The organism is Algoriphagus lutimaris (assembly GCF_017051705.1).
Lineage (GTDB): Bacteria > Bacteroidota > Bacteroidia > Cytophagales > Cyclobacteriaceae > Algoriphagus > Algoriphagus lutimaris.
Genome location: NZ_JAFIDJ010000004.1, coordinates 54,478 through 68,875, shown reverse-complemented (window position 1 = coordinate 68,875; position 14,398 = coordinate 54,478). Strand labels below are relative to the sequence as shown.

The 14,398-nt window shown below is 43.8% G+C and carries 10 protein-coding genes; all 10 read right to left on the bottom strand.

Annotated elements, in window-relative coordinates:
• Positions 1 to 28: 28 nt before the first annotated feature.
• Positions 29 to 931 carry a hypothetical protein gene (locus tag JYB62_RS18755; protein WP_205646942.1) on the bottom strand — a complete coding sequence of 301 codons (903 nt, stop codon included), beginning with the start codon at positions 929 to 931 and terminating at the stop codon, positions 29 to 31.
• 174 nt (positions 932 to 1,105) lie between these two features.
• Positions 1,106 to 2,353, bottom strand: coding sequence for a threonine/serine exporter family protein (locus JYB62_RS18750; RefSeq protein ID WP_205646941.1), 1,248 nt, complete (start codon positions 2,351 to 2,353; stop codon positions 1,106 to 1,108).
• A 971-nt stretch (positions 2,354 to 3,324) separates the two neighbouring features.
• Positions 3,325 to 4,311, bottom strand: a complete 987-nt coding sequence (gene bla, locus JYB62_RS18745) for a class A beta-lactamase (RefSeq protein WP_205646940.1) — start codon at positions 4,309 to 4,311, stop codon at positions 3,325 to 3,327.
• Positions 4,312 to 4,357: 46 nt separating this feature from the next.
• Positions 4,358 to 6,022, bottom strand: a complete 1,665-nt coding sequence (locus tag JYB62_RS18740) for a M81 family metallopeptidase (protein WP_205646939.1) — start codon at positions 6,020 to 6,022, stop codon at positions 4,358 to 4,360.
• 28 nt (positions 6,023 to 6,050) lie between these two features.
• Entirely contained in the window at positions 6,051 to 7,352 is a 1,302-nt protein-coding gene (locus tag JYB62_RS18735) for a metal-dependent hydrolase family protein (protein WP_205646938.1), read from the bottom strand.
• Between the two features lie 222 nt (positions 7,353 to 7,574).
• A complete protein-coding gene (locus JYB62_RS18730; RefSeq protein ID WP_205646937.1) occupies positions 7,575 to 9,083 on the bottom strand; it encodes a serine hydrolase domain-containing protein in 1,509 nt (502 codons plus the stop codon).
• A gap of 147 nt (positions 9,084 to 9,230) precedes the next feature.
• Positions 9,231 to 10,664: a serine hydrolase domain-containing protein gene (locus JYB62_RS18725; protein WP_205646936.1), complete on the bottom strand. Its 1,434-nt coding sequence runs from the start codon at positions 10,662 to 10,664 to the stop codon at positions 9,231 to 9,233.
• A 58-nt stretch (positions 10,665 to 10,722) separates the two neighbouring features.
• Positions 10,723 to 11,655, bottom strand: coding sequence for a class A beta-lactamase (gene bla, locus JYB62_RS18720; RefSeq protein ID WP_205646935.1), 933 nt, complete (start codon positions 11,653 to 11,655; stop codon positions 10,723 to 10,725).
• 63 nt (positions 11,656 to 11,718) lie between these two features.
• Positions 11,719 to 12,879, bottom strand: coding sequence for a serine hydrolase domain-containing protein (locus JYB62_RS18715; RefSeq protein ID WP_205646934.1), 1,161 nt, complete (start codon positions 12,877 to 12,879; stop codon positions 11,719 to 11,721).
• Between the two features lie 179 nt (positions 12,880 to 13,058).
• Positions 13,059 to 14,390 carry a serine hydrolase domain-containing protein gene (locus JYB62_RS18710; RefSeq protein WP_205646933.1) on the bottom strand — a complete coding sequence of 444 codons (1,332 nt, stop codon included), beginning with the start codon at positions 14,388 to 14,390 and terminating at the stop codon, positions 13,059 to 13,061.
• Positions 14,391 to 14,398: the final 8 nt, after the last annotated feature.

Here is a 14,398-nt window from a genome sequence, read left to right as displayed (position 1 = left end):
TAAATCTATCGGATTTTTATCACAGCTATTACCATGGTAAAGGTACTACAGGAGATATAATAAAACGTAATTGGTGTTGAGGACCAAAAGCTTCAGGAGTCGCAGCATAATACCAATATTGCATACTCAATTTTAGAGGTAATTTGCCAATATGTGTTACTTTATTTATACCAGTCCCGATAGGAAATGTTAATTTATTTCCTTTTGAGGCTTTGTGATTATAAGACCAGGTTGGAGACCCCGCGATTTGCCATGCGTTTGGTAAAGTCACTACATAAAAATATTGACCGGCAGTAATACTAGCAGATTCTCCCCCTTCCGAAACTATCCATATATCGTCACCTAAACTAGAAAAGCGGTCATTAGAAGCTGGGTCAATTTTATTTACATTCCATGAGTGATTTACCATGGCTCCAAGAACACCCCAATTAAAAATCTGCCCCACGGCTAATTCAGGACCAATTAAAGTATAGGGAGATTTTAAGGCGTCGTCTGTTGCCGTTCTGAAACTGGCAAATCCACCAAGTACAACTATAGTTTTAGATGGAAATGTTTTTCCTACCGCTACATCAGCACTAATATTTCCTAGGTTGGCCCCTGCATTTTCGAAACCATTCGGCCCATAAACAGGCTGTGAAAAATAAACAGGAATATTTGGTCTTACAAAAAGATTAGTAGTCTTGTTTAAAGGAATGGGAAGGCTAGGTTGAAAACTCATCGAAAAGCTGTTTTGGCTTCTCGCATTAGGCAAAGTGCCATTATAATGCATATAATCAAAGTTAAAGTTCATGGTGCCCAGGACGGTGTTGGGATTCGCCAATTCTTTAGCGATTTCTGCCGAATTTTGCTCAGTTTCCTCTTGTGCAAACGTCAATGAAGATGCCAATGACAATACGGTTGCAAGAATTATTTTAGGATAGTTAAGTTTCAAAATTGTATGTTTTGTGAATCAAGAATTTTATTAATTTTTAATTATAATTAGTCGAGAATAAAAACTTGAGAGCGGTAAAAGATCAATTTGTATAGTCATAAAAGAAGGGTTTAGACTGTGATATTTTGAACTATTTGAAATTAAGTTTACCATTCTGAATAATTAGACATTGCACTATAGACCTTCTTCTGGTTGTATTATCGTATAGCCAATCATAATTCCAGCTACCACAGTCATCGCCACTAAGAACATTTGAAAGAATTGTTGCGTACCGAGCGCCAAATCTCCTACCGCAATAGAGGCAAGACCTCTAAAACCAATAGTACCACTTACTAGCATCACAATGGCTGGAATCAATACAATGGAGGTGGGGCGACTAGTTTTTCTTGCCCATAGATTAGCTAGCACCACTGCGACTATTGTGCCTAACAAATTCCCCAAATTCCCATCCAAAAGTGAACTTCCAAACATTACTCCCAGGTAAGCCAAGGCAGAAACTAAAATAACCCAGGGGAAATCTCTTTTTGAGGTTTGAAATGCTAAAGCCAATCCTACAAGAAGAAGGGGAAATAGTGATAATGTCCAAAATTGACTTAAAGGGCTTTGCTCTCCGGCCATTCTTACAGAAACAAAAAGACTCGCAAAAGCACCTCCTAACACTGCTCCTGCAATCTGCATGAAAAGAACAATTAACCCTCTCATGAGATTAGAAATCCCCGACAATACTTTTTGCGCTACTAGTTCCCCAGCACCAAGACTGATGGAATATCCAGGAAGTATAATTGCAACGCCGGATATAATCACTAATAAGATATTTAGATCTGTTATCCATAACTTTAGAAGTGTAGCCAAAAAACTAACAATTAGTGCCGTAGTAAGGGGTACCCATGCCGCCAAAGCTCCTCCTATACGTACAGAAAATGAAACCACACCATAAACTAAAGCACTAAATAGTGCTGCGGCAATGGTATCTATCATTCCAGCGCCCAAAAGTGGAGCAAGGCCTACTCCAGTAAATATGTATCCTAACAAAGTCGGAAACTTTCCCCATGGCAAAGGAGCTTCATCAATAGCAGCCATTCGATTATTGGCATCTGCTAATGATAAATCACCGGATGTAACCTCCTTTAGGACGTCACCCAATCTTGCCAACTTATCCAATGCAATATCCGGAGCTGGTACAGACAAAATTTCAATCCTCTGGGGAGAATCCTGAGATTTTTTCATTGCAAATGTTAATTCTACTGGTGTAGATTTGAATACACCCTGATAGCCCATTTTTTTTGACAGGCTCGTCAGCAAAGATTCTAATCTGCCTGACGTAGCGCCATATTTATGAGCGGCAACGCCCACCTTTACGATGAAATGCCATGCATCGTCAAAAGAAACCTTCGAACCATTGTTGAAACTTGTTTCTGTCATACGTTGTCTCTTATTGTTTATTGAATTTTACTTCTTTTTATTCCCTGTTAAGCATTTTTGCAGCAGAAGGTTGAAATGAATCATTCTTGAGTTTATTTCTATTTTGACATACTTGCCTCCATGTTTAGCATGTTGTGGGCTCTATTTTGTTTACTCAAAATTTACTGAATCTCTTTTTTTTGGCTTATTATTAAAGATTTTAATATATAGTAAGAATACAATTAGCTGGTTTATAAGTGAATATATGAAATCAAAAAACCAATAAACTCATACTAAAGTCGCATTTATAGGTATTAAAGTCGTATTTTAAATAAAAATCAGGTCATAACTTGTGAAAGCTCGTTTTAATTAAAATTCATACTTAGGCACAAATTGAATTCGATTTAATAAATCAAAAGGGTAGTTAGTCGCCTCTTGGAATTCAAGCATATATTCTACACCGCAGGAAAAGTATTGTTAGTTTGTAGATTAAGTTAAGATGGCCTATTATTCAATGTTTTAACGATAAATCGGGCTTGGATAAGGAAGGTTGAACTATTCAATGGTAAAAAAGAGGAGAAGATATTTTTTCTATTTATTTCCAAAGAAAAAAATGTGAATTTTTTTTTATTAAGTCTCTTATTGAATCGATTGCTGTGTTGACATTTATTTCTACAAAAACTATTTTATTGCAGTTAAATATATTTTATATAAGCAGATGGATCTTTGTATTCTTCTATTATATAGGTTCTTATACTTAAGAAGACTTTGGATAAATGTTTCTTTTTTTAATAATATCTTATAGGTGTAGCGTTTTATTATTTTTCTCCTTAAGAGGTAATGATGATTAGGGTTTATTCATGATTTGTCTCTTTATATTCCTTTAATTAAAGTAACTTAATAAAAAATGCCTAAGACCTTGGTTGAAACGAATGGCGCTTTTGACCATCGTTGCAATTAGATCTCAGGCATGAAGAAGGTTGATCGTTTAATTACTTTAAATAATAAAAGTCATATAACGTCCGGGTAACTTCGGCTATAGCTCTATCCCTATCTGCCTCGGAAGTCGTACTACTCTTAGTGAATACTACAATCGCAAAACGTCTGCCATCGGGTAGTGTGATATAGCCGACGTCGTTGGCCACTCCCCCTATGGTTCCGGTCTTGTTCGCTACGGGCGTTCCCTTGGGCAGCAGCCCCTTGAGCCGGCCAGAGCCCGTGCGCGTGCGCGACATGACATTAATCAGGAAGTCGCGGCTCTCGGAGCTCGTCGCTTTGCCACCGTCAATGGCAAGCAGGAGCTGCAGCATCGCAAGGGGCGTTGCTTGGTCACGTGGATCTGCCTCGAAGTCCAGATTGCGGTCACCCTGGATCTTCAAGAGCTCCGGCCGGGCCTTGAAGACCTCTGTGGCAAGTTTATGCGTGGCCGGTCCCGGCAAACCATAGAACTCCCCGATGATCTCGCCTGTCGACCGATCGACCCTGAAATCGCTGATCCCAATCCTGCGCAGATATTTGGTCACTGCCGCGGGGCCACCGGCCAGCCCCATCGAGATGTCGGTCGCCGTGTTGTCGCTCTCCGTGATCATCACTTCAATCAGGTTCGCGATCGACAACTGGAGCCCAGGGTGAACGAATCTGCCATTAAGCGCAGCGTCCCCGATCATCATCATATCGAGTGTGACATCGACCATCTGGTCGAGCCGCAGCTCCCCCCTGTCCACACGATCCAGCACGGCAGCAGCAATTGCAACCTTGTAGGTACTCGCCATCACAAACTGTTCATCGCCGTTTATGGTGATTGTCTCCTTAGAGCCAATTTCCTGTGCGGCCACTCCGATGCGACCTGCTAACTTCTCTGTGAGTTTCTCGATCTTCTGAGAAATAACTTCACCATTTTGTTTTTGAGGAAATGCCGGTTGAACTGCAACAAATGCCGAGACTATTAAAATTGAAAATATGGTTTTGATATGTTTCATTTTTCTTTTGTTTTAAGTATTAATCGTTGCGTTTAATCGATTTGTATTAATTTCCCATACTAAAAGTTGCGTTTTCGTCTAGGGGGTAGATAGGATACTTGAGCTGGGTATGCTCGAAAAGCGTAATATCACGGCTAGTGGTTCCAGGGACATCAGCAAGCAGTAACTTATCGGTGAAGTTTTCATAGAATGCTCTAAAGTGCATCCCGCTTTTGACACCTATCACATCATATTCCTGAATGATAATACCATGTGGCCGTCCCTGCGTATCATCATAGGTCTGGCATAAGCCGGAAATAACGATGACATCCACCGTATTCTCCGCTTCGATGACCAGCCTGACGGTAGGGCCGAGCTGGAATGGGCCGTTGAAAGCGGTTCCCCCGCGAACGGTCTCATTCCCATCCGAAATGGATTTAACATAGGCTTTGGTCTTAATCGGTTCGCCCGCCAATGTCTCAAATTTGCCACCGAGGCTCACATCGATTGTCGCTCCGACACCGGCAGCGACTGCTGCCTTTGCAGTTTCCGGATCGTGTATGGACATGAAAGCGACTTTCCCCAAGCCTTTGGTCTCCATAAGAGCCTTTAGTAGGTGGGTTCCCCCACCCCCAGCTCCCCCACCCGGATTATCCGCGGCGTCCCCGATCACGATCGGGGTATGGTCGATGATATCGCCTTTCGTTGGTAGTTTACGAACATAGTAGCCGTCCTTTTCGAGCATGGCCAGCACAGTGCTCATCGTTTTGTCCAAAGTTTCTAATGGGAGGATGGACTCCTTCCGGTGATCCCATATCCACTGCGCCAGTTCGTCCACCAGTTCTTCTGCCAGCTTGCGGTTTTTTTCGGTAGTGACCATTGGGTACACGCCACAAAAATTGCTGTCTTGATATGGGAAACCATGCATAACAGAGCAGTTCAGAACACCGGGCCGCTTTTCTATTTCAATGCACTTTTCTTTCAATCGATTGGCAAAAGTTCCCTCCTCTTCGGTATTACTCATGCCCATCATCAGGGGCACTTTGCGATAGGCAGGCGTAGGACGCGATTCTCCTGCCAGTATGGCTGCACCACGATACATTGCATCACGTGCGCAGGCATTCATATCCATATGAGGATATTCTTTGCAGGCACTGAAGAAATTCATGTTATCCTTCATTTTATCTGTGATCTTGCCATGTAGGTCACCACTCCAGACAATCATCGTATTCTTTCCGACTAATTTTCTAACTGACTCCGCCAAGTCTCCTTCAAGATCATTCGTACTATTCACCATGCCGGCACCGTGAACACCAAGGTAAACGATGTCCATCGGCATCTGTGATTTCAACGTGTCCATGATCTCCTTTTTTGCATCTTTCCAAGCCTGATCGCTCACCGTGCTAAAGCACCAGTCTATATAGTACATAATACCCGGCAGCAAGTCCCAGCCTTCTTCTTCGCACACATCCACTGCCCCACCAATGGCAGTTCCTTTCATCATATTTTTGATCTGATCGCCCCGGAACGTGCGCATTCTGTCGAGCGTGGTTTCGCCCATGCCCTCGGTGAGGTAGGTGTTGGTTTCATGGAAAAAGCCAACATAGGAAACTCTTAATTTTTTATTTTTTTTCAATTTATTTTCCTCTTTCAAAGTAAAGGAAACTAGAGGTGCTGATGCTATAGCAGCACTGGCGGCTGTAGATAGAAAAACGAATTTTCTTCTCTTCATTTCTTTCGATTTCTATTAAAAACATGATTTAGTTTAAAGTTTTTTTATAAATCTTCCCGTCCTTCATGATGATGGCGAAGTTTTTATCGGGATCGGCAACCAGATCTATGTTTTCTAGGGGATTTCCATTAACTAAAAGCATATCTGCATAGGCACCTTCCTTGATAACCCCAATAGGATGTGGGTAGGGGTCGCGAGGGCCGCAGAGTTTCACCAATTCGGCATTGTCGGAAGTGGCCATTTTCAGGATTTCGTAGGGAGTGTACCATCTTTTCAGTTTAGAGAGTAATTTCCCTTGCTTTTCTCCCAACTTGGCATCGAAGAGAATGTCAGTACCGAATGCGGTTTTCACTTTATATTTTTTGGCTAAAGCAATCGCATTGTCCAGACCATCAGTTACTTCAACAAATTTTGCTGTGCTTATCGGGTCTTCAAATCGAATGGCATCTTCATCGTTTATGATGGGCTGCATGCTAAACCATGCACCTTTCTCGGCCATGAGTTTAGCGGTTTCTTCGGTGATCAGAAAAGCATGTTCGACGGATTTTGCGCCAGCTCTTACCCACATTTGAATTGCATCATCGGTATTGGCATGGATGGCGACATAAGTGTTCCAACTTGCGGCGACCTCAACCATAGCCTCGGCCTCAGCCTTGGTATATTGGGTAACATCCAGCGGGTCGTACAAAGAAGATACTCCACCGCCAGCCATCACTTTGATTTGGGTAGCACCCATTCTAAGTGCCTCACGGGTTCTTTTTGTCACTTCCGGCACTCCATCCGCAATGATTGTATGGCCTGTTCTCTGAATGTAATCTAATGCTTGATCCGGGTTAGAAGGAACTGCATTGGGCGCCAGAAAATCGCCATGCCCCGAAGTTTGGCTAATCGTGGGTCCTGAAGGGTATATCCTGGGACCAAAAATGGTGCCCTCATCTATAGCCTTTTTTACACCAAAAGAGTTGCCCCCAACATCTCTCACCGTAGTAAACCCTCTTAACAGGGTTTTTCCTGAATGGTGGCCTGCATTGATGCCGAGGTGCGCTAAATCTGTATTTAATAGTTTGCTTACCGGCCAGAAATTAAATACCGTATGCCAATGGTTGTCGATGAGACCAGGCATAAGGGTCATGCCCTGCCCATCGATAATGCTAACATTGTCGGTTTGCACAACCATCAATGGTTCTTTTGATATTTGCTTAATGAGGTTTCCCTCAACCAATACATCTGCCTTGATCAGTTGATCTGATGTTCCGTCAAAGACTTGTACATTTGTAAACAAGGTGATTTGCTTTGGTTGTTCCTGAGCAAAAAGGCCAAGCCTAATCATGTAAATTATGGCGAATGCAAGTGACCATTTAATATTCATAATCTATTTATTTAATTAATTTTTTCATTATATGTATTATTAATTAAGTAGGTCATTTAAATCAATGATTTTAGCTTGGCCAGGATTGCTATATTCCCAATGCACGGGATTTACAAACAAGAGACTGCTTCAAGAACATGAAATTCTTTCAGGCGTGAATTGATATATCCTCTGCCGAACAGGTTATTTGTCGAATACTGACCCGGAGAGATCGAACTCGTCGACCGCCCCTTCGCCCCGAATGAAGATCCGGTGGTTGAATCGCACGTAGTTGAGTTCTCCAGACGGATCTTTGAGCAATTCGCCAAGGGCTCCCTCGTTCGGGCCTTCGGTGATGATAAAATAGCCCTCGGCCGTGTTGGCCACATTGGCAGGCGCTGGATCCGCTCCTTGGGTCAATGCGGAGAACTGGACAAACACATATTTGTCGCCCTCTTTCCGGATCTCGATGTTTTGGGAATTGCCCTTGAAGACGCCAACGAAGGGGTCGAGCACAGACGGATCAACGCCCGCTGCAACCGGCGACTTGGCCTCGATTTTCGTGAAGGCTTTGACCATTGCGTTCGCAATTTTTTTGTAGGCCTCAGCTCCGCGATCGCTGTGGACCAAAACCACCACGGCAAAGTCGTGATCCGGGATTAGCTGCAGAAAAGAACGTGTGCCGGGCCAATTTCCCCCGTGGCTGGGGCTGGTGACCCCGTCGTAGTCGTGGACGAACCATGTCAGCCCGGTAAAGTCGCCGGTCTCAGCCTCGACTGCAGGAGCGTGGACATAGTCCAGTGCTTCTTTAGACATTAGTTGGTTCCCTGAAGCATCCTTTCCATCTAACTGGAAACGGGCGTACTTCAGCATGTCGGTAACTGTAGACCGGATTCCGCCGGAGGCTGCGGACTCTCTTATCATTGGAATGTAGTACGGCTTTAGATCACTGATGCTGCCTTCCCCGTAGATTGGCGGATGACCCCATGCGTAGTTTTCAGCCGGAGGGGTAGTGTCGTAATTAAAGGATGACGAATCCATGCCGAGCGGGTCGAGCAAGTGCTCTTCGATCAGGGTCTCGATCGGCTTTCCGCCGACATGCGACACCACATGGGTAGCGAAGGTGATACTGGTGTTGTTGTACATCCAGGTTTGATCGAACGGATAGATCTGCTGGACGTAAGCCGCTTGGAGCATAACCTTCTCGCTGATTGACCCACCTGGAGGAACAGGAAGGAACCCATGGTCGCCATACCAGCCAGCGCGATGGTGGAACAGGTCAACGACCCGCGCTTTCGAGGTTGCCTCGGGATCCGCGACCCTCCACCACGGCAGAATGTCGACGACACGCGCGTTCAAATCCAGTTTGCCCTGTTCGGACAACTGCATGGCTACCGTAGAAAGGAAGGTTTTTGTCACAGAGCCAATTTGAAATTGCGTATTGGGGGTAACGGGTTCTCCGGTAGTTACGTTCGTGACACCGAGTCCGGCGCTGTAGGTGTTAGGCCCATGGATGACCCCGACAGCAAGCCCCGGGATTTTCATTTCCTTGATCAGTTCAGCAGTTTCGGCGAGAACCGCATCAAAGGTCTTCTGGCCCTTCTTCTCTGTCATTGTTTTTTTAGACGGTTGCTTTTTCTGGGCATGTGACGGTTGAACTGCAAGTAATGAAGCTATTACTACAGTAAATAGTAGTTTCATATTTTGTTTCATATTTTTTTTTTCAAATTATAAAAAAAATAGTCATCCTCTCAAAAAGAGGATGACTAAATTATCGAGCATGGGATCCACAAACCAGGGAAATCTTCAAGAGCATGGACTTCTTTCAGGCGTGAATTGATAGATCCTAAGCCGAACAGGTTATTTGTCGAATACCGATCCGGCAAGTGAGAATTCGTCGACCGCTCCTTCTCCACGAATAAAGATCCGGTGGTTGAATCGCACGTAGTTGAGTGCGCCAGACGGATCTTCGAGCAATTCGCCAACGGCTCCCTCGTTCGGGCCCTCGGTGATGATGAACCAGCCCTCTGCCGTATTGGCCACATTAGCAGGCGCGGGATCCTTTCCCTTGGTCAATGCGGAGAACTGGACAAACACATATTTGTCGCCCTCTTTCCGTATCTCGATATTCTGGGAATTGCCCTTGAAAACGCCTACGAAGGGGTCTAGCACAGACGGATCAACACCCGTTGCGACCGGATGCTTGGCCTCGAGTTTCGTGAAGGCTTTGACCATTACGTCCGCAACTTTATTGTAGGCCTCGGCTCCGCGATCGCTGTTGACCAAAATCACCAGGGCAAAGTCGTGATCGGGGATCAGCTGCAGATAGGAACGCGTGCCGACCCAGGTCCCACCGTGGTTAGGGCTGATTACCCCGTCGTAGTCGTGGACGAACCATGTTAGTCCGGTAAAGTCGCCGGCCATAGCTTCGACTGCAGGAGCATGGGCATAGTCCAGTGCCTTTTTGGACAAAAGTTGGTTCCCGGAAGCGTCCTTTCCATCTAACTGGAAACGGGCGTACTTCAACATGTCAGTAACCGTAGATCGTATACCGCCTGATGCTCCGGATGTAATTGGGAACGGCATAAAGATCGGCTTAAGATCATTGATGTTGCCTTCCCCGTAGATCGGCGGATGACCCCATGCGTAGTTTTCAGCCGGGGGGGTGGTGTCATAGTTGTAAGATGATGAATCCATTCCCAGCGGTTTCAGCAGATGCTCTTCTACTAAGTTCTCAATCGGTTTTCCGCCGACATGCGACACCACATGGCCAGCGAAAGTGATGGCGGAGTTATTGTACATCCAGGTTTGACCGAAGGGATAGATCTGCTTGAGGTAAGCCCCTTGGAGCGTGACCTTCTCGCTGATTGACCCACCCGGAGGAACAGGAAGGAACCCATGGTCACCATCCCAGCCAGCGCGATGGTGAAATAGGTCAACGACCCGTGCTTTTGACGTTGCATCGGCATCTGCGACCCTCCACCACGGCAGGATTTCGACTACGCGTGCATTTAAATCCAGAAGACCTTGTTCGGACTGCTGCATGGCCACCGTCGAAAGGAAGGTTTTTGACACAGAACACATCTGGAAAAGCGTATCTGGGGTAACGGCCTCTTTTGTGCCTACCTTGGTAATTCCAATACCTGTACTAAAAGAGTTGCTTCCATGAATGACGCCAAGAGCCATTCCCGGAACGTGCATTTCTTCCATGATTTTCTTCGCCTCAGCGACAACCCTATCGAAGGTCGCTTTGCCCTCTTCTTTTGTCATTTTGATTTGTTGACTTTTATTCATGATTTTTCGCTTTTTACTATTAATAATTGCATTTGACTTAAGACTTTAAATAATAAAATTAAGACTTTAAATAATAAAAGTCATACAAAGAACGGGCTACTTCAGCAATAGCTCTTTCTCGATCAGCTTCGGATGTTGTACTGCTATTGGTGAATACCGCAATAGCAAAGCGTCTTCCATCAGGTAATGTAATAAAGCCCACGTCATTAGCCACACCGCCAATGGTTCCTGTTTTGTCTGCAACCGGGGTTCCTTTTGGTAAAAGGCCATGTAGTCTTTTCACACCTGTAGTGGTGCGGGACATAACACTTAAAAGGAATTCTCGACTTTTTTCACTTAAGGCCGTTCCATTGTCGATAGCCAGAAGCAATTGCAACATAGCATTTGGTGTGGTGTGGTCACGCGGGTCCTTTTCATAATCAAGGTTTACATCTGCGAGCTTTGATAAGACTTCTGGGTGTTTGGCATATGCTACTTCAGCAAAAGGTTGGAAGAGCCTCTCTTCTAAACCATAAAAGTCCCTTAAGATTTCGGATACATAGCGATCAACACGAAAATCTGTGATTCCTAGACTGCGCAACATCTGTGTTACAACTTCAGGACCTCCAACTAATTCAAGTAAAAAATCTGTTGCTGAATTGTCGCTATCCGTTATCATCGGCTCAATTAGATTTGCTACAGATAACTTAACCCCGGGATGAAATAAATAAGTAACGAGCGGATTAGGTCCTGCAACCATCTTTTCTGCTGGGCAATCAATTAAATCCGTCAGTTTAAGCTTTCCTTCATCAACTTGGCGAAGTACGGTGACTGCAATGGCCACTTTATAGGTACTTGCCATTACAAACGTTTCATCGCCATTTAAGGTGACCCTAAGCCCTGAGTCAAGATCCTGTGCGGCCACACCAATGCGACCAACTAGTCCTTGTGAAATTCTTTCAATTTTTTCAGAAATGCTTTTGTCTGCAAATACTGCTTGTGTTTCTTTCATGGTTTTTTGGTTTTAATTGAAAATTTAATTTTTTGGTCTTCCAAGATTTTCGTTTATTTTTTATTATTCTCCGTTAAGCATTTTTGCAGCAGCACGTTGAAATGCACCAGCCTTGAACTCACCGTAGCCATCTACAAATGGAGTCATTGAGAAGAATACACTTGCAAAATCACGCTTTGGATCTACATAAATCATTTGACATAGGTTACCACTTTTGGCCATCGCACCATCTTCCCAGACGTAATCCCATTGTAAGGTATTTCCTGTTGCTGCTTCGTTGAAGTCTATTCTTGATGTTTCAATTTTAGCACCTTTGGCATAACGATCTTTATCTATATTATCATAGAAAACTTTCAATAGATCTTCATCAACTATGCGTTCAGAAGAAACGGCATTCCAGCTTGGTGTAAACATCGTGGCAAATCGCGTATAATCTTCCAGGGTAACAGCAACAAAGCCAAGTGGCAGCGCGAATCCGGTTGGACTCAATGGAAACAATACAGATCTTCTTGCATGTACTTTTGACCAAACACGCTCTTCAAAAATCAATCCCCAAGTCTTGTTTTCTACGTTTTCAGCCAACTTAGTTAGTATAGCAGTATTGATAGATGCATAACGCATGACTTCGCCTTGCTTTTCATTACCCGGTAATTTTTGTTGATCCTGAGCCACCTCTAGCCAGGTTTCCAGTTTTCCGGTTGTGGCCCTTGGGGTACCTGCACAGGCAGCAAGAAAACGTGTAACCGCTGAGTCAGGCTGTAGAATATGCTCGATGGTTTCTTCGTTGTCCAGAGCTGTACACATGTTTGCCACACTATAAACAGTAACTCCATCCCAAGCCGTATTTTTTAATTCAGGAATATAATCAGCAATATTTTTATTGACATCGATCTTACCTTCTTTGATCATTTGCGCTATTACAAGTCCACAGGTAATCTTTCCCGTAGAGGAAGTTAAGTGGCGGTCTGTTGGACGCATACCCGGATAGCTTTCATAAACCACCTTTCCTTTGTGGATCATCATCATACCCTGTGCACGATATAGGGGATCATTCATGTACTCTTCCAAAGTAATATTACCCTTGCTCGTTTGCTGTCTAACATTGCGGATTTCCGGTCTGATATTTCGCTCAAGAGGTCTATACTCCATACTTGGAGCAGATTCAGATGCATACATGAATTCCTGCAAGTGCATGGCGTAGTATAAAGCATGATCTCCGCCCATTTGGAAGTGAAAATTATTCCAGCTTTTACGTGCTTTGTCTACGTATTCCGGTGTAAAAACTTCTTTTGTTATTGCTGCACTAACGGGTAGTGTTACTCTTGCTCCATCAACTTTTAAAGCATCTTCTATTACTTTTGGATTTTTCATATTCTCCTATTTTTAAATCAAACATTTAAGCATTATTCGCCTGCTAATAATTTAGCAGCTGTTCTCATAAAGCCAGGTGCATAATCTGTTCCCGATGTATTGGCAGCAACACCAAAACCTATGGCGCAGAAATCACGTTTTGGATCTACATAAATCCCTTGACCATTGTTTCCGTGTTTAAACATGGCACCATCATCAAATACATTATCCCACTGAATTCCATTTTTTGGTGGCGCTTCTCCATACCATTGGGTTGCCATATGTTGTTCTTCCGTATCTTTATAAACTTCATTCTTTCCGGTTTCGTGGAAAACCTTCCACATGTCCTCGGTAATAATTTGCTCTTTAGCTACTTTGTTCCAACTTGGCGTGTATAACATGGCAAACTTCAGCATGTCTTCTGCCGTAGAGCTAAACATACCATAACCTACCCCTGTGCCATCTGGGGCAAGACATAAGAAGGCTGGCATACGGAAACCAACTTTTGACCAAACACGCTCTTGCAGTATAGTGCCAAATGGTTTGTTTTCTACTTGCTCGCAGATGTATTGAAGCACTAAAGTATCTGCTGATGAATAGCGCATCGTACTTGGCCCCCCAGGTTTTTCACCATTTGGTAGTTTTTTAGCCGTTTGCAATTGTTTCATATAAGGAACATTGTACAGGCCTAAAAATGTGCTATGAAAATTATTGATCCACGATCCTGGCATTAATATGGACTTGAATGTTTCTTCAATATCCAGTCCCACACACATGGTGGCTGCTGTCCACACCGGAATTTCATCCCATACGGTATCCTGAAGTTCGGGTACATATTTGCTGCACATTTCCTGCATATCAACTTTTCCTTCAGCAACAATTTGTGTAAACACCAGAGATAGGGGAGTCTTACCTGCGGACATCCAAATGTGTAAATCGTTGGGATTCATACCTGGGAAAGATTCAAAAACCACTTTCCCCTTATGCATCATCATGATGGCTTGTTTTCTGGACTTACCAAACAAAAAGTCTTTTAGTTTCTCCGTCTGATTACCTTCAGCTGTTTTAAACGTAAGGTTTTCAATCCTGGGATCGATATTTCGCTCCAGTTTAGCAACATCGTCAGCAGGCATAATAACTTGCTGATTCATGAATTGTGGCATGTGCAGGTAATAATAAGCTGCATCATCACCTGCTAGTTGCATGGGCCAAAAACCAAAACGCTGACTTACTTTGTAATAGTCGTCCTTTGAAAGTGGTTGTTTTAATTTTGAAATAGGTGTTGAAGCTTCTGAAACAAAAGAACCAGGCTGTTTACTTAATACAGCCATATCCGCTTGGGCTTTTGCCCATTTTTCATCGTCTGTCAGTTTCTTATTTTCCATTTTTTATT